This is a genomic window from Sphingobium sp. TomTYG72 (assembly GCF_055394715.1).
Genome location: NZ_AP027336.1, coordinates 662,221 through 677,855, shown reverse-complemented (window position 1 = coordinate 677,855; position 15,635 = coordinate 662,221). Strand labels below are relative to the sequence as shown.

General features: G+C 62.0%; 16 protein-coding genes, 1 tRNA gene and 1 pseudogene. 14 read left to right on the top strand and 4 right to left on the bottom strand.

Going from position 1 to position 15,635, the window contains the following annotated elements:
• Positions 1-56: 56 nt before the first annotated feature.
• From dapB to ACZ5U1_RS03545, 4 genes are all read left to right on the top strand, one after another.
• Positions 57-821, top strand: a complete 765-nt coding sequence (dapB, locus tag ACZ5U1_RS03560; protein ID WP_464779398.1) for a 4-hydroxy-tetrahydrodipicolinate reductase — start codon at positions 57-59, stop codon at positions 819-821.
• Positions 822-828: 7 nt separating this feature from the next.
• On the top strand, positions 829-1,488 hold the full coding sequence (gene nth / locus ACZ5U1_RS03555; protein ID WP_464779952.1) for an endonuclease III: 660 nt from the start codon (positions 829-831) through the stop codon (positions 1,486-1,488).
• A 103-nt stretch (positions 1,489-1,591) separates the two neighbouring features.
• Positions 1,592-1,978 carry a hypothetical protein gene (locus ACZ5U1_RS03550; RefSeq protein ID WP_464779397.1) on the top strand — a complete coding sequence of 129 codons (387 nt, stop codon included), beginning with the start codon at positions 1,592-1,594 and terminating at the stop codon, positions 1,976-1,978.
• Between the two features lie 73 nt (positions 1,979-2,051).
• Positions 2,052-2,128: transfer RNA gene (locus ACZ5U1_RS03545), tRNA-Arg, on the top strand.
• A gap of 24 nt (positions 2,129-2,152) precedes the next feature.
• Here ACZ5U1_RS03545 and ACZ5U1_RS03540 read toward each other — a convergent pair.
• From ACZ5U1_RS03540 to ACZ5U1_RS03525, 4 genes and pseudogenes are all read right to left on the bottom strand, one after another.
• Positions 2,153-2,626, bottom strand: a pseudogene (locus tag ACZ5U1_RS03540) (methylated-DNA--[protein]-cysteine S-methyltransferase); the annotation flags it as partial.
• Positions 2,627-2,718: 92 nt separating this feature from the next.
• Entirely contained in the window at positions 2,719-5,616 is a 2,898-nt protein-coding gene (locus ACZ5U1_RS03535) for a M16 family metallopeptidase (RefSeq protein WP_464779396.1), read from the bottom strand.
• A 107-nt stretch (positions 5,617-5,723) separates the two neighbouring features.
• Positions 5,724-7,106, bottom strand: coding sequence for a DEAD/DEAH box helicase (locus ACZ5U1_RS03530; protein WP_464779395.1), 1,383 nt, complete (start codon positions 7,104-7,106; stop codon positions 5,724-5,726).
• 274 nt (positions 7,107-7,380) lie between these two features.
• On the bottom strand, positions 7,381-7,851 hold the full coding sequence (locus ACZ5U1_RS03525) for a pyridoxamine 5'-phosphate oxidase family protein (RefSeq protein WP_464779394.1): 471 nt from the start codon (positions 7,849-7,851) through the stop codon (positions 7,381-7,383).
• A 112-nt stretch (positions 7,852-7,963) separates the two neighbouring features.
• Between ACZ5U1_RS03525 and ACZ5U1_RS03520 the strand changes: the two genes are divergently transcribed.
• From ACZ5U1_RS03520 to ACZ5U1_RS03475, 10 genes are all read left to right on the top strand, one after another.
• Positions 7,964-8,539 (top strand): NifU family protein, encoded by a 576-nt coding sequence (locus ACZ5U1_RS03520; protein WP_464779393.1) that lies wholly within the window; start codon positions 7,964-7,966, stop codon positions 8,537-8,539.
• 94 nt (positions 8,540-8,633) lie between these two features.
• The gene (gene tsaB, locus ACZ5U1_RS03515) at positions 8,634-9,284 is read left to right on the top strand and encodes a tRNA (adenosine(37)-N6)-threonylcarbamoyltransferase complex dimerization subunit type 1 TsaB (RefSeq protein WP_464779392.1); all 651 of its coding nucleotides are present in this window, start codon (positions 8,634-8,636) and stop codon (positions 9,282-9,284) included.
• On the top strand, positions 9,281-9,760 hold the full coding sequence (gene rimI / locus ACZ5U1_RS03510) for a ribosomal protein S18-alanine N-acetyltransferase (protein WP_464779391.1): 480 nt from the start codon (positions 9,281-9,283) through the stop codon (positions 9,758-9,760). Before tsaB ends, rimI begins: the two co-directional genes overlap by 4 nt.
• A gap of 112 nt (positions 9,761-9,872) precedes the next feature.
• Positions 9,873-10,295, top strand: a complete 423-nt coding sequence (locus tag ACZ5U1_RS03505) for a Ros/MucR family transcriptional regulator (RefSeq protein WP_464772441.1) — start codon at positions 9,873-9,875, stop codon at positions 10,293-10,295.
• A gap of 120 nt (positions 10,296-10,415) precedes the next feature.
• Positions 10,416-10,838, top strand: coding sequence for a Fur family transcriptional regulator (locus tag ACZ5U1_RS03500; protein WP_196225926.1), 423 nt, complete (start codon positions 10,416-10,418; stop codon positions 10,836-10,838).
• Positions 10,839-10,843: 5 nt separating this feature from the next.
• Complete coding sequence (locus tag ACZ5U1_RS03495) at positions 10,844-11,602, top strand: lysophospholipid acyltransferase family protein (RefSeq protein ID WP_464779390.1); 759 nt, start codon at positions 10,844-10,846, stop codon at positions 11,600-11,602.
• A 9-nt stretch (positions 11,603-11,611) separates the two neighbouring features.
• The gene (gene miaB, locus ACZ5U1_RS03490; RefSeq protein WP_464779389.1) at positions 11,612-12,961 is read left to right on the top strand and encodes a tRNA (N6-isopentenyl adenosine(37)-C2)-methylthiotransferase MiaB; all 1,350 of its coding nucleotides are present in this window, start codon (positions 11,612-11,614) and stop codon (positions 12,959-12,961) included.
• 122 nt (positions 12,962-13,083) lie between these two features.
• Entirely contained in the window at positions 13,084-14,088 is a 1,005-nt protein-coding gene (locus ACZ5U1_RS03485; RefSeq protein WP_464779388.1) for a PhoH family protein, read from the top strand.
• A gap of 22 nt (positions 14,089-14,110) precedes the next feature.
• The gene (ybeY, locus tag ACZ5U1_RS03480) at positions 14,111-14,620 is read left to right on the top strand and encodes an rRNA maturation RNase YbeY (protein ID WP_464779387.1); all 510 of its coding nucleotides are present in this window, start codon (positions 14,111-14,113) and stop codon (positions 14,618-14,620) included.
• A gap of 11 nt (positions 14,621-14,631) precedes the next feature.
• Positions 14,632-15,576, top strand: a complete 945-nt coding sequence (locus tag ACZ5U1_RS03475) for a hemolysin family protein (protein WP_464779386.1) — start codon at positions 14,632-14,634, stop codon at positions 15,574-15,576.
• Positions 15,577-15,635 lie beyond the last annotated feature (59 nt).

Sequence of the window (15,635 nt, the reverse complement as noted above, 5' to 3'; positions counted from 1 at the left end):
GACAAGGCGGGGTCATTCTGGCATCGGACGGGCAGATTTCGGGGACAAGCACCATCATGACGAAGATCGGACTTTTTGGAGCAGCGGGCCGCATGGGACGCACGATCGCCCAGGTCGCGATCGAAGCAGGGCTGAACATCAGTGGCGGTACAGACCGGGAAGGCAGTGGAGAGCTTCTGCCCGGGCTCGCGATCACATCCGATCCGCTGGCGTTGGCCGAACACAGTGACGTGCTGATCGACTTTTCGGTTCCGGCTGTTCTTTCCTCTCATCTTGATGCGTGCGTGGCGGCGAGGAAGCCGATCCTTATCGGCACCACCGGACTGGAGCAGGTTCATCACAATCTGATCGATGAGGCGGCACGGATGATCCCCGTGCTCCAGACGGGCAACACCTCTCTGGGCGTAAACCTGTTATCGGCATTGGTTGAGCAGGCTGCCGCCCGCCTTGGAGACGATTGGGATATCGAAATCGTCGAGATGCATCATCGGCACAAGGTTGATGCGCCGTCGGGCACCGCGCTCTTGCTGGGTGAAGCGGCAGCACGTGGCCGAGCCATCGAGCTTTCCAGCAACAGCGAAAGGGGCCGCGACGGCATCACCGGCGCGCGGGCTCAGGGTGCGATCGGGTTCGCGGCTCTTCGGGGCGGGTCGGTTGCGGGCGACCATCAGGTGATCTTCGCCGCCGATGGCGAGCGCATTGAACTCGGCCATCGCGCGGAGAGCCGCGTCATCTTCGCACGCGGCGCCGTGAAGGGCGCGGCCTGGCTGATCGGTCAGCCTGCTGGGCGCTATGACATGAAGGCAGTGCTTGGCCTTTGATCCTGCGATGAACAAGGCGCAGATCTTCGACTTCTTCAGCCGCCTCGCGGAAGCCAATCCGGCGCCGCGAACGGAACTGGAATATGGCAACGACTATCAGCTTCTGGTCGCGGTCGTGCTGTCCGCTCAGGCGACCGACGTCGGCGTCAACAAGGCCACGCGCGCGCTTTTCAAGCAGGTGGAAACGCCCGCCGAGATGGTGGAGCTTGGCGAAGAGGGCTTGAAGCAGCACATCAAGACGATCGGCCTGTTCAATGCCAAGGCGAAGAATGTCATCGCCCTGTCCGAAATATTGGTGCGCGATTTTGGCGGCGAAGTCCCGCAGGATCGCGACATACTCACGACACTACCGGGGGTGGGCAGAAAAACGGCGAATGTGGTGATGAACACGGCCTTCGGGCATGAGACGTTCGCCGTCGATACCCATATCTTCCGCGTAGGCAACCGTACCGGCCTTGCACCGGGCAAGACGCCCCTGGCGGTCGAACAAAAGCTGGAGAAGCGCGTACCTGGCCCATTTCGCCGCGATGCACACCACTGGCTCATCCTTCATGGCCGCTATGTGTGCAAGGCGCGTCGGCCAGAATGCTGGCGCTGCATCGTCGCCGACCTGTGCCGCTACAAGCCCAAGACCCCTGCTCCCAAAGGAGCCACGCCGATCGGCTGAACGCCCGCCATTTTCATGCGGTTCAGCCAAGCTGTGCTAGGGCAAAGACGGAACGCGCCACTCGATGACGTGTTACCCGTGACGACAATAAGGAGAGACAATCATGTTCGTCCCTGTTTCCCCGGCGCTTCGGCTGGGTGTCGCCGTGGCGCTCATGTCCCTGGTTGCCCCGGCATCGGCCAAGCCGCGGCCCGACAATCTGGTCGCAGCTGGCAAGCCTGTTGATTGCGTCCAGATAAATTCGATCCGCCAGACCGATGTTCGTGATGATCGGACGATCGATTTCATTCTGAACGGCAATAAGGTGTACCGGAACACGCTGCCGAACAGCTGCCCAAGCCTGGGTTTCGAAAAGCGTTTCATGTACAAGACCAGCCTGTCGCAGCTCTGCTCCGTGGATATCATCACGGTTCTGTACAATTCGCCTGATCTGATGCGCGGTGCCAGTTGCGGGCTCGGCAAGTTCCAGCCCATGAAGAAGATCAAATAGTCGGCGCGTCGCGATTTTGGTGCTGGCGTCGGCAGTTGGGCTTTGCTAAGCGGCGCTTCGCACCAAGCGACATGCACCCATAGCTCAGCTGGATAGAGCGTTGCCCTCCGAAGGCAAAGGCCAGTGGTTCGAATCCACTTGGGTGCGCCATTCTCCTCCGGTTCGCAGCACAGACTGCTCATGATCCAGCAGGTATCGCTTGGCTTCCAGCCCGCCAGCAAAGCCGGTCAGCGCGCCCGCCGATCCAATCACCCTGTGGCAGGGCGCGATAATGGAGAGCGGGTTGCGGCCGTTAGCAGCGCCGACCGCGCGGGAGGCTGAGGGATGGCCGATATCCGCTGCCACCTGACCATAGCTGCGCAATTGCCCGAACGGAATGCGTAGCAGGGCCGCCCAGACCTGCTTCTGAAAATCCGTCCCCTGAAAATCGAGCGGAATATCGAAGCGAGTGAGCCGACCCGAGAAATAGGCGCGCAATTGCCTCGACGTTTCCTGAAGCAGTGGGTGATCCGGGGTCTTCGCCCCAGGCCTGACCCGTACGCGCAGGGGATCGTCATTTTCCCACAGCAGGGCAGCCAGGCCCTTTCCGCTGGCGATCATGGTGAGATCGCCCACCGGGGACCGGAATATGTCAAAGGCGAATGTCACGGCCTATCCTCTCAACTTCGGAAGGTCTGACGAATAGCCCGCCCTCTTTGCGTTGGCTTCCTGCCACTTGCCTTCAAAAGACCGTCGTACCGTCAGCGAGCGTCCACCCCCTCCGGCAGCACCACAGCCGACCAGCTCTTCCCCGGAACCAGATATTTGGCGGCAAGCGCCTGAAGCTGAGCGGGGGTCACCGACAGCATGTCCTTCGCCATGGTCTGCATGGCCTGCACATATTGCGGGTTCTGGGTCGCGCCTTCCATCTGGTTCATCCAGAAGGCATTGCCAGTGCTCGCCCGCATCAGCAGCTGGCGCATCGGCGCGACGGCGCGCTGAAGCTCGTCGTCGCTGACCGGGTTTTTGGCGAGGTCGGCCGCCGTATCCTTAACGACGCCGTAGAAATAATTGATACGGTCGGGACGCACCTGGCTGGTCACCAGAATATAGCCGCCGCTTTCGTAGGAAAAGGGCCAATTATTCTGCACGCTGGGCGAATAGGCGGCTCCTTCCGTCGACCTCAGCCGATCGAACAGACGATCATTGAAGATTTGCGTCAGGATTTCGAGCTGACGCGCTTCCTTCGTAAGCGCAAAACCCCCTGCCGTTGGCCAGGCCATGACCGCTGCGGCTTGCTCCTTGTCGCCCTTGTGCCGCAGAACGACCGGCGTCGCGACATGGGCGGGGAAGCGCATCTGCTTGTTCGCGGGCGGAACCGGAACGTCCGGCCTTGCGGGCAGCGCGCCAAAGGTGGCGGCCACCGCCTCGATCGCTTCGTCGGGCTTAACTTGTCCAAAAATCTGCACTTCAATCGGTCCAGAAGCCAGCAGTGGCTCCCAGGTGGAGCGAAACGCCTGCGGGGTCAGCGCCTCTATCTCGTTTCGCGAAGGGGTGCGGAATCGAACGTCCTTGTCATGAAGCAACCAGTTGAGATCGCGTGCCAACACTGAATCTGGCGCGCGCGCCATGGCGTCATAAGCAACCGCGGCGCCTGTCTTCACTCGGGCGATCGGTGCCGGGTCCCAGCCCGGCGCGGCCAATTTGGTCGCGAAGAGTTGCAACTGATCCCTGTAATCAGCCGGGCGGGTGACGGCCTGCATTTCGAAGGCATCATCGTCGATTGAGAAATCCATTCCCATGCGGCGACCATTCGTCAGGTCATCCAATTCACGCTGACCCAGCTTGCCGATGCCACTCGCCACCAAAGCATAATTGGCGGCCCAGCCGGGTGCTGCCTTCGTAGGCGAAAAGGCCAGCTGCCCGTGGCCGAAGCGGACGTTGATCCGCACCTTTTCCGTTTCAGCATTATTGGCGAACAGGGTGAGTTTCACCCCGTTGGCAAAGGTTATGCTCTCCATGCCGGGCAACCCGACCTGCGTCCGCGACACCACTTTGCCGGGAGGACCAAGCTTGGGAAGGTCCGCCATCGTGATCGCCTTGTCCGACAGCCGGGCGTTGGTGGCAGCCTTCACGGGCGCGGCAAGGGCAGCGGACAGGCGGGCGTCGATCCCCGGCACCGGCTTGCCCGTAATCAGGAGCGCTCGGAACACACCGGCAGAAAACAGGCGGCGCGTGGAGTCCAGTATCTTCTGCGGCGTCATCGCCGGTTTGCCGGATCGGAATATCTCCAGCGCAGCCTGAGGGCTGACAGTGGTTTCGCGAATATCGACGGCGCTCACGAGATCGCTCGCCTGCTTGGCGCCCGCTTCCGTGTCGGCGTTCTCGACCTGAATGGCGAGCGCCGTGTCGATCTGGGCATATTCCCGGTCAATTTCGAGCTGGCTCGGGGCGGTCGCCTTCGCGTCCTCGATGATCGCGCGGACATCGCCCAAGGCCTTTTCCCAATTCTCGCCGGTCGGAACCAGGGTGACGAAGGTCCCATCGGCCGAGCGGCTGACATCCTGCTGATCGACGCTGGCCTGAATGAAGCTGCCTCCGCTGCGGGCCGCTTGTTCGAGGCGACGGCTGATGATCTGCAGCGCCAGCATATCCGTCAGCTTGTCCTGGTTATAGACGATGGTGTCGGCATGGGGCTTCCATGGACGGAGCCAGGCCATGGTCAGGCCCGTTGGCGCGCCCGGCTCAACGGCGACGCTGGTTGCAGGTGCTTTGGCATCCGGCTCACCGAAATCCGGGAGTGCAGCCCCCTGCCCCGGCACCGACCATGACGCGAAATTATCCTTGATGATCTGCTCGGCTACAGCGGGATCGATGTCGCCCGCTATCGAGATCACTGCATTTTCCGGGCGATACCAGCGCTGATGAAAGGCCTCCATCCGCGCGGCAGTGGCAGCATTGAGGCTGGCGACCGTGCCAATGGGGCTGCGCTCCGCAAGAAGCTGACCTGCGAAGAAGTGGCGGCGGCTTGCGTCGGAGATGCGCATTTGCGGCCCATCCCCTTCCCGCCGCTCAGCCAGCACGACCGCCCGCTCCGCTTCAACGGCACTATCCACGATGTTGGGATCGACCATCATGCCCGCGAGAATTTTCATGCTCTCGCCAAGGCTGGCCGATGTCGCCTGAGGAAGGTCGAGCGCATAGGTGGTGCCGGTGGGCGTCGTCTGCGCATTGCTGTCGCTGCCGAAGGTAACGCCCAGCCGCTGCCATATTCGTTTGGACTCGCCATCGGGCACATGGCGCGATCCGCGGAAGGTCAGATGCTCCATGAAGTGCGCATAGCCCTGCTCATCGGGCTGCTCCATCAGGGCGCCGACATCCATGCGCAGGCGGACGGAGACCTGCCCCGGCGGAACGCCATTGCGGCGAACGGCATAGCGCAGGCCATTGGGCAAGGTGCCGAAGTGCCATGCCGGATCGATGGGCACGTCGCTATTTTCATAGAGCCACGGCCTGACCTGCGCCTGCGTATCGTTGGTGGCCGACGCCGACTTTGCCGGGGTCGTGCCAGTTCTGGCCGACAGGGAAGCCGGGATGCCCGAAAGCAGCAATGCAATGACGGACAGCGAAACGGCAGGACGCCGGAGGGAAAAGCTCATGGCGCCGTAGCCTAGAGCCAAAATTCTGAATGGCTACTGACAAAGAGCAACCATGTTCCGCCAGGAAAGGTCAGGATGGCGCCACCCGGCGCCATCCTGCCTGAAACTTAACGGCCGCCGGTCTTTTGCACAGCACCCTTGTGTGCGCCGACCCCATTCCGGTTGCGACGGAAGTTCTTCTTCGCGGGCTTTGCGTCTCCATCGGGGCGATGAGCCCGTTCGGCGGTGCCGCGCTGCTGCTGCTGCTTCTGCTGGTCCTGATAGCGACGCTGGCCGTCGGCCCGACGCGTTTTCTGTTCCGGCGTTTGCTCGCGGCCTTTGCGCTGAGGCGCTGCCTTCGGGAGGTTGCGGACGGCTTCGGTGAAATTATCAGGCAAGGGCACGATCTCGAGCTTCACCTTAGCGGTACGCTCGATCGCCTTGAGATAGGGCCGTTCATCATCGGCCACGAAGCTGATCGCAATACCTTCCGCGCCTGCCCGCGCGGTGCGGCCGATGCGGTGGACATATTGTTCGGGCACATTGGGAAGCTCGAAATTGATGACATGGCTGACGCCCGACACGTCGATGCCACGCGCAGCGATGTCGGTGGCGACGAGCAGCTTTACATGACCGTGACGGAAAGCCTGGAGGGCAGTGGTGCGCTGCCCCTGGCTCTTGTTGCCATGGATCGCGACCGCCTGGATGCCAGCGCCTTCTAGGAAGCGGACGACGCGATCGGCGCCGTGCTTGGTGCGGGTAAAGATCAGCGCACGATCGATCGGCTCGTTGCGAACCGTGAGAGTGAGGAGCGCCTGCTTTTCCGCCTGATTGACGAAGGTCGCCTGCTGGCGGACGCGCTCGGCCGTGGTGGACTGGGGCGCTACGCTGACCTTGACCGGGTTGTTCAGGAACTGGGCGGCCAGCGCCTCGATCTCGCCGGGCATGGTGGCGGAGAAGAAGAGGTTCTGCCGTTCCTTGGGAAGCAGCTTGGCGATGCGCTTCAAGGGGTGGATGAAGCCCATGTCCATCATCTGGTCGGCTTCGTCGAGGACGAAGATTTCCGTGTCCTTGATGGTGAAGGCGCGCTGGTCGATCAGGTCGAGGAGACGGCCCGGCGTGGCGACTACGATGTCGACGCCGCGCCCCAATGCCCGGATTTGACGGTTGATGGGGACACCGCCGAAGACGACTTCGACCGACAGCTTCAGGAAGCGGCCATAGTCGCGGAAGCTCTGCGCGATCTGGGCTGCGAGTTCGCGGGTGGGGGACAGGACCAGCATCCGGCAGCCCTGAAGCGGCGTCGGCTTGGGATTGCGGGCGAAATGGTCGAGGCTGGGCAGCGCGAAGGCAGCGGTCTTGCCGGTGCCTGTTTGGGCGATGCCGCACAGGTCCTTGCCCTGAAGCAGGACGGGAATCGCCTGCGTCTGGATGGGTGTGGGGTTGGCGTAATTCTTGGCGGCGAGCGCCTTCAGGATGGACTCGGCGAGGCCAAGGTCGGTGAATTGCATGAATGAACTCTCGAATTAGAAAGGCTCAGGCGGCCATGGGTTGCGAATCGCAACTGGACGCAAAGCGGGTTGCGAAACGACCCGCGTGAATAGGGAAGCCTCAAAAGCTTGGCGCAGACTTTCATTGGCCGGCCCCGTCACCCCTCAAGGGTCGGGACGATCACGCTGCCAATCGCTGATGGGCCATGAAGGCCGCCCGCTGCGTTGCGGGCCATATGCTTTCATTCATGCAAAAAAGCAAGGGCTTCGCCGAAACGAAGCCCCACTCGAGACATTAGAGCGAGATTTCCACATGCTTCCCGCGCATCTCATCGCGCACGTCGCCGCCGAACAATTGCTTGAAGACCCCGCCCAGCGACATGTCCGCGCGCCAGATTTCCGCATGGCCAAGATCAAAGCGGAGCATGAGCAGATTGGGGTCCTGCCGCCCGCCGGGATACCAGGCCGCGACTTCGTGGGTCCAGTAGCGGTCGATCACCGCCGGGTCGGTTTCCTCCACAAGAGTGCCGTCGATGCAGGCGAACAAATAATGGCCCTTCCCCGAAAACTGCGCCATGGCCGGGCCGCCCTTCGCCAGACGATTGTCCCGGGTCGTGTAGAACCAGAAGCAATGGTTGGCACCGGGGTCGAGCTGCGCCGTCATCGGCAGGCTGTGTTCGTGCGATCCCAGCAAGCCGATCATCAGAAAGGGGCTCTGCGACAATTCGGTCCAGAAACGGTGGCGGATATCGGATTCGGTGCTCATCCTTTGTCTCCTGCTCATGCTGATAGGAGTTTAATCGCCAGCATCTGGCGAAGTTCCCCAAAAGCCCGTCAGAAAGCTTGATCTTGAGCAACCTTCTCTCCACATAGCGGCCATGCTGATCGAGACCGAACCAACGCCAAATCCGGCAACCGTCAAGTTCATCCCCGGCCGGGTGGTCATGGGCATGGGCACCCGCGATTTCGCGACGCCGGAGGAAGCGGAAGCCTCTCCGCTCGCCGATGCCCTTTTCGGCCTTGGCGACGTCACCGGCGTCTTTTTCGGCGGCGACTTCATTTCCGTCACCATCGCGCCCGGCGCGCAGTGGAGCGATGTGAAGCCCGATATCCTGTCGATCCTGCTGGAGCATTTTTCGGCGAACATGCCGCTGTTCACCCCCGGATCGGCAGGCGAAATCTTCATCCCCGAAGAGGAGGAAGAGTTCACCGATGATCCCGCCGACGCGGAGATCGTCGCGCAGATCCGCGACCTTATCGACACGCGAGTCCGGCCCGCCGTCGCCAATGACGGCGGCGACATCGTCTATCGTGGCTTTGATCGCGGAACGGTCTATCTGCGGATGCAGGGCGCCTGTTCCGGTTGCCCGTCCTCAAGCGCCACGTTGAAGAACGGGATCGAGCAACTGCTCAAACATTATGTCCCGGAAGTGACGGAAGTGCGCGCCGTCTGAAATAGCGGCGGCGGCGTTTGGCAAAACGATCGCGATCGACTAACCGCTTGCCATAGGCCGCCCGCTCCCACGCCGGTTTTCACAGGGGATTTTCTTGCGCACTCTCGTCATCGACACCGCTACGCAGGCGCTGTCCGTGGCGCTGCTGGAGGACGGCAGGCCGATCGGCCATTTCCATGAGATAGTCGGCCGGGGCCATGCCGAAGCGCTGGTGCCCGCGATTGCCGCCCTGCCCGACGGCGGCCGGGCGAACGCGATTGCGGTCGACCTTGGCCCCGGCAGCTTCACGGGCGTGCGCATCGGCATAGCGGCCGCTAGAGCGCTTGCCCTCGCATGGTCGCTGCCCCTACAGGGTTATTGCGCGCTGTCGCTGATCGCGGCCAAGGCGGCCCAAGGTCAGGATCAGCATCAGGATGGCGGGCCGATCGCGGTCACCATTACGGGGGGGCATGGCGAACTGTTCTGGCAATGTTTTGAGGCCGATGGCCTGACCGCCATCACCCAGCCCTCGTCCACCCCGATCGCGACGCTTGCCACGATGCTGGACCAGCCGGTGATATATGGCACGGGCGCCGAAGCATTGGTGACCGCGCGTGGCCATGGAACGGCCGTCAGCCTTTATCCCAACTCCGCCGATTATCCGTTGATCGCAGAACTGCCGCCCCTGCCGCCCTCCCCCATTTACTGCCGCGATGCCGACGCGCAGCCCATGATGCAGCCTACGCCGCAGCAGGGCCGTTCATGATCCCCGGCCTTACGCTGGACATATATGAGGATGGCGAGCGCAACGCGCTGGCCGACGCGATGGATGTCATGGCAGAGGCATTCGACCCCGCCTATGGCGAGGCATGGACGCTGCCACAGCTTTCCGGCGTCATGATGATGCCGGGCACATGGCTGACGATCGCGCGGGTGGATGCGGCGGCGATGGGTTTCGCACTGGTCCGGTCGGTGTTGGACGAATGCGAACTGCTGTTGCTGGCCGTCCATCCGGCATGGCGCGGACGGGGCATTGGCCGGGAACTGTTGATCGATAGTTTGAAGACGGCGCGACGGCGAGGCATCAAGTCGATGAATCTCGAAGTCCGTTCGTCAAATACAGCGATCAAATTATATGAAAGAGCAGGGTTCGAATATGTACATAGGCGTCCTGGTTACTACCGGGGTGCCGATGGACAACTTCACGATGCCCTGAGCTTTCGTATAGAAATGCTGGGATAGACTGGATCACCCTTGCTAATCGGCGTATCCGGGTATAACGCTGACATACCGCTCCTGAAACGAATTCACCTGGGCGGGTCGCACTAAATTTAGCATTCGCGGGATAAAAGAAATGGAAATCGAATCAGCCCAGAGCGAGCTGCTCATTACTTTGACTTCGGACATTGTGGCAGCACATGTTTCTAACAACAGTGTCGCCGTGTCTGACGTTTCAACGCTTATCCAGAACGTTCACGCGGCCCTGTCTGGCCTGACCAAGCCAGCTGCTGTCCCGGAAGTAAAACCGGAACCAGCAGTGTCGGTGCGTTCTTCGATCAAGCCCGACTATATTATCTGCCTGGAAGACGGCAAGAAGCTGAAGATGCTGAAGCGGCACCTGATGACTCACTATCAGATGACGCCGGACGATTATCGCGCGAAGTGGGGTCTGCCCGCCGACTATCCGATGGTCGCCCCCAACTATGCCGAACAGCGCCGTTCGCTGGCGAAGAAGATCGGGCTTGGGACAAAGCGCCGCCGCACCCGCGCGAAATAAGCAGCAACTGCGGGCGATCCGCGATGAGAGGGGCGCATTTGCCATGCGCCCCTTTTATAATGACGTTTATGCCGCTAGATTTCCGCTGATTATCCGACACACCTGAATGAGCGAGCCCGCATGAACCGCAAGATCGATGTAGAAGCCCTTTGCCATGAGAAGGGCCTGCGCATCACTGAACAGCGCCGCGTGATCGCTCAAGTGCTGAGTGACGCGGTGGACCATCCCGATGTGGAGGAACTGCACAAGCGGTCGTCCGCCATCGATCCGGGCATTTCGATCGCGACCGTGTACCGCACCGTCCGCCTGTTCGAAGAGGCGGGCATTTTGGAGCGGCACGACTTTGGCGATGGACGCGCCCGTTATGAGGCAGCGCCCGAAGCGCATCACGACCATCTGATCGATGTCGAAACTGGCAACGTGATCGAGTTCGTCGATCCGGAGCTGGAACAGTTGCAGAAGCAGATTGCCGAGAAGCTGGGTTTCCGCCTGGTCGACCATCGCATGGAATTGTACGGCGTATCGTTGGACCGCAAGAACTGACAGCCTTGCGGCGGCTTCGCTTTCTCTATCGGCTGAGCGCTCTGGCGGCATGCCTGCTGCTTTGCCTGATCCCGCATCTGCTATGGCGGGCCGTTGGTGCTCGATCGCCCTGGCCTCCCCGCTTTCTGGGAATGGCGGCAAGGGCCGTCGGTGCGCGGGTGCGGGTAGAAGGGCATCCCTTTCACGGCGACAGTTTCATCATCGCCAATCATGTCAGCTGGGTCGATATATTGGCGCTGGGCGGTGCAACCTCCGCCGCATTCGTCGCGCATGACGGGATCGCGGGCTGGCCGATCGTCGGGTGGCTGGCGGCCCAGAATAATACCCTGTTCGTCGCGCGTAACCGGCGAGGCGCGCTTGGCGGACAGATCGAGGCGTTGCGCGCGGCGCTGGCCGGGCACCAGCCGGTTGCGCTGTTCCCAGAGGGAACGACCAGCGATGGGCAGGGCCTGCTGCCGTTCAAGCCGTCGCTATTGGCGGTTCTGCTGCCCCCGCCGCGCGCGGTGATGATCCAGCCGGTCCACATCGACTATGGCGCGGCCACGGCGGAGATTGCGTGGCATAGCGACGAACCGGCAGGGCAGAATGTGCGGCGACTGCTGGAACGGCGCGGCAGGCTGAACGTCACGCTGCGTTTTCTGGAGCCGTTCGACCCCGCGCTTTACCCCGATCGCAAGCAGTTAGCGGCAGTGGCGCGCGAAAGGATCGCTGCGAGCATTGCGATGCACCTGCCGCCTTTCACTCCGGTCGTGGCCCCTGTATAGATGGACGGCATGAATCGTAACGACGCCCAAAAGACTCCAGCGACATTCCACGTCAAATCCTTCGGCTGCCAGATGAACGTCTATGATGGCGAGCGCATGGCCGAGATGCTGGGCGAACGGGGCATGACCGCTGCGGCCGATGGCGCTGAAGCGGATCTGGTCATCCTGAACACCTGCCACATTCGCGAAAAGGCGGTGGATAAGGTTTATTCCGACATTGGCCGGTTGAACCGCGAGGATGGCACGCGGCCGATGATCGCGGTTGCGGGTTGCGTTGCGCAGGCGGAAGGCGGCGAGATCAGTCGCCGGGCGAAGAGTGTCGATATCGTGGTGGGGCCGCAGGCTTATCACCGGCTGCCTGACCTGATCGAGAAGGCCGGGCGTGGTGAGGAGGCGGTCGATACCGACATGCCGCTGGCGTCGAAATTCTCTGCCCTGCCGGGACGAACGAAGCAGGCTCGGCCGACTGCTTTCCTGACGATCATGGAAGGGTGCGATAAGTTCTGCACCTACTGCGTGGTGCCCTATACGCGTGGGGCGGAGATCAGCCGGACTTGGGGCGCGATCCTTGATGAAGCGAAGGCGCTGGTGGATGGCGGCGTCCGGGAGATCACGCTGCTGGGGCAGAATGTGAACGCCTGGGCTGGCGAGGATGACAAGGGCCGGATGCAGGGCATGGATGGCCTGGTGCGCGAGTTGGCGAAGATCGGCGGGCTGGCGCGTATCCGCTACACGACCAGCCATCCCAATGACATGAGCGACGGGCTGATCGCGGCGCATGGCGACGAGGCGAAGCTGATGCCTTTCCTGCATCTGCCGGTGCAGTCGGGGAACAACCGCATATTGAAGGCGATGAACCGCAGTCATGATGTGGACAGCTATTTGCGGATCATCGAGCGGGTGCGCAAGGCGCGGCCGGACATTGCGCTGTCGGGCGACTTCATCGTCGGCTTTCCGGGCGAGAGCGATGCGGAGTTCGAGGATACGCTGAAGATCGTCGAGCAGGTGCGTTATGCGCAATGCTATTCGTTCAAATACAGCCCCCGCCCCGGCACGCCTGCGGCAGAAATGGACGGGCAGGTTCCGGCGGCAGTGATGGACGAGCGGCTGGCGCGGCTTCAGGCGGTGATCAACCGGCACCAAGTGGAATTCAACGCCGCCACGGTGGGGCGCACGACCGAGATATTGCTGGAGCGCAAGGGGCGCCATGCCGGGCAGTTGATCGGGAAGACGCCTTGGTTGCAATCCGTCCATGTCACAGCGCCCGAACTTGCCATCGGCGACATGGTCGAAGTCGATATCATCAGTGCCGGTCCGAATAGTCTGGCTGGCGAACTCAGCAGGAGGAAAGCCGCTTGAACCCAAAACCCGTCGTTCCCGCTTTTGCAGGAACCCATCTCCGAACCTGTCCACCGGGATCGAAGACAAGGAGATGGATAACCGCCAGCGCGGTTGTGACGGATGGAAAGGGAGGCTGCTGAATGTCCAAGAAACCGAACCAAAATCATCGCGTGGACGTTGCGGAACGCGCGCGATTGGAAGTGACTTTCGAGAAGCCGCATCTGCTGGGGGCGCTGTTCGGGCAATATGACCAGAATCTGGTGGCGATCGAAAACCGGCTGGGCGTCTATATCGCGGCGCGGGGGAATAAGCTTCAGATTGAGGGCGATGCCGAAGCAGCGGCGCGGGCTCGTGATGTGATGACGGGCCTCTACAACCGGATCGTCGCGGGGCAGGAGATTGACAGCGGCGCGGTGGAGGCGGTGATCGCCATGTCGGCCGAACCGATGCTGGACGGCATCATCCGCCATGATGTTGCCGAACCGCCCAAGGTGATGATCCGCACGCGCAAGAAGACGATCGTTCCGCGCTCCGCCACGCAGGTCACCTATATGGAGGCGCTGACCCGGAACGACATCATCTTCGCGCTGGGTCCGGCAGGCACGGGCAAGACCTACCTCGCCGTCGCGCAGGCGGTGAGCCAGTTGATCACGGGCAGCGTCGACCGGCTGATCCTGTCGCGCCCGGCGGTCGAGGCGGGCGAGCGGCTGGGCTTCCTGCCCGGCGACATGAAGGAGAAGGTCGATCCCTATCTTCGGCCGATCTATGACGCGCTCTATGACACGCTGCCCGCCGAGCAGGTCGAGCGGCGGATCGCGAGCGCGGAGATCGAGATCGCGCCACTGGCCTTCATGCGCGGGCGGACGCTGGCGAATGCGTTCATCGTGCTGGACGAGGCGCAGAACACGACCATCGCGCAGATGAAGATGTTCCTCACCCGCTTTGGCGAAGGGAGCCGGATGGTGATCTGCGGCGATCCGCGTCAGGTCGACTTGCCGCAGCCCGGGATTTCGGGGCTGGCAGACGCCGTGGCGCGGCTGGAGGGAGTGGATGGCATATCGGTCGTGCCGTTTGGGATCGGCGACGTTGTGCGCCATCCCGTCGTCGGTCGGATTGTGCAGGCTTATGAGGGGCCGGATGCGTGAATGGGCAGTGGAGCGCACATAGATGATTGAAGTTGCGGTCCTTCATGATGAAGGCTGGCCGGGCGAAGATTGGGAGTTGCTGGCGCAGCGGGCGGTGGTGGCGGCGATCACGCACAGTCCTTATGCGTCCTTTGCCGCGGACGAGGCGCTGTATGAGGTCGCCGTCAAGCTGACCAGCGACGAGGAGGTGCATGGGCTCAACCGCGCCTATCGCGACAAGGACAAGCCGACCAACGTCCTGTCCTTTCCCATGGTGCAGTCCGACCTGCTGGAGGGGACCGGCAACACCGACGATGGCGAGGTGCTGCTGGGCGATATCGTGCTGGCGGAGGGCGTGTGCGCCACCGAGGCGGCGGAAAAAGGCATAACGGTGGCCGAGCATGCCACCCATCTGATCATCCATGGGACTTTCCATTTGCTGGGATATGATCATATGGAGGATGCCGAGGCGGAGGCGATGGAGGCGTTGGAGACGCAATCATTGCTGAGCCTTGGCATTTCCGATCCCTATGGGGATCGACTGACAGGATAATAGGAAGAACGATGGCTGAGGGCAGTCCGAAGGACGGCAACGGTTCAAAGGAATCGGACAGTAGTAGTCACGAGGGCGGTTTATGGAGCGGCCTGAAGTCGCTGCTGTTTGGTGAGGAAGAAAGCCCCAGCCTGCGACGCGAGCTGGAAGAGGCGCTCGACGATTATGATGAGGATGAGCAGGACGAAGGCGCGTCCGCTCCCGCCAAGGGCGACCTGTCGGCGATAGAGCGGCAGATGGTCCGCAATCTCCTGCATTTTTCCGAACATACGGTTGATGACGTCGCGGTGCCACGCGCCGACATCATCGCGATCGAGGAGCGGGCGAGCTTTGCCGAACTGGCCGCGCTGTTCGCCGAAGCGGGGCATAGCCGCATCCCGGTTTATCGCGAGACGCTGGATACGATCGTCGGCATGGTCCACATCCGCGACGCCTTTGCGATATTGGCGGGCAAGTCGCCTGTTCCAGACAGCCTGGAGCCGCTGATCCGCCAGCCGCTTTATGTGCCCGAAAGCATGGGCGCGCTGGACCTGCTGGCCGAAATGCGGGCCAAGCGCACCCATCTTGCCATTGTTCTGGACGAATATTCCGGGACCGAGGGGCTGCTGACTTTCGAGGATCTGGTCGAGGAAATCGTGGGCGACGTCGAGGATGAACATGACGAGGCGCCCGAAGCGCTGCTGGTCCCGCTGGAGGGCGGATTGTGGGAGGCGGATGCTCGCGCCGAACTGGAGGATGTCGCCGAGGAGATTGACGAACGGCTGGCCGATGTCGAGGAAGATGTCGACACGCTAGGCGGTCTGGCGTTCGTCATCGCGGGGCGAGTGCCCGAGGCTGGCGAAATATTGGATCACGAGCAGAGCGGCTGGAAGCTGGAAATCGTGAGCAGCGATGGACGCCGGGTGACGCGGCTGCGGCTGCATCCTCCGGTTGAAAAAGAAAATGAAGCCGAATGAGCCGGATGCCTGCGAAACTATGGAAAAGCGCGGGCAATGCTGGGGAAATGTTAAGAGCT

Coding starts and splice junctions, on each gene's coding strand:
- ACZ5U1_RS03525 (WP_464779394.1), bottom strand. CDS start 7,851: ATGAGCACCGAATCCGATATCCGCCACCGTTTCTGGACCGAATTGTCG.
- ACZ5U1_RS03535 (WP_464779396.1), bottom strand. CDS start 5,616: ATGAGCTTTTCCCTCCGGCGTCCTGCCGTTTCGCTGTCCGTCATTGCA.
- ACZ5U1_RS03530 (WP_464779395.1), bottom strand. CDS start 7,106: ATGCAATTCACCGACCTTGGCCTCGCCGAGTCCATCCTGAAGGCGCTC.
- rimI (WP_464779391.1), top strand. CDS start 9,281: ATGATCCCCGGCCTTACGCTGGACATATATGAGGATGGCGAGCGCAAC.
- ACZ5U1_RS03485 (WP_464779388.1), top strand. CDS start 13,084: ATGTCCAAGAAACCGAACCAAAATCATCGCGTGGACGTTGCGGAACGC.
- ACZ5U1_RS03500 (WP_196225926.1), top strand. CDS start 10,416: ATGAACCGCAAGATCGATGTAGAAGCCCTTTGCCATGAGAAGGGCCTG.
- nth (WP_464779952.1), top strand. CDS start 829: ATGAACAAGGCGCAGATCTTCGACTTCTTCAGCCGCCTCGCGGAAGCC.
- ybeY (WP_464779387.1), top strand. CDS start 14,111: ATGATTGAAGTTGCGGTCCTTCATGATGAAGGCTGGCCGGGCGAAGAT.
- dapB (WP_464779398.1), top strand. CDS start 57: ATGACGAAGATCGGACTTTTTGGAGCAGCGGGCCGCATGGGACGCACG.
- miaB (WP_464779389.1), top strand. CDS start 11,612: ATGAATCGTAACGACGCCCAAAAGACTCCAGCGACATTCCACGTCAAA.
- ACZ5U1_RS03550 (WP_464779397.1), top strand. CDS start 1,592: ATGTTCGTCCCTGTTTCCCCGGCGCTTCGGCTGGGTGTCGCCGTGGCG.
- ACZ5U1_RS03520 (WP_464779393.1), top strand. CDS start 7,964: ATGCTGATCGAGACCGAACCAACGCCAAATCCGGCAACCGTCAAGTTC.
- ACZ5U1_RS03475 (WP_464779386.1), top strand. CDS start 14,632: ATGGCTGAGGGCAGTCCGAAGGACGGCAACGGTTCAAAGGAATCGGAC.
- ACZ5U1_RS03505 (WP_464772441.1), top strand. CDS start 9,873: ATGGAAATCGAATCAGCCCAGAGCGAGCTGCTCATTACTTTGACTTCG.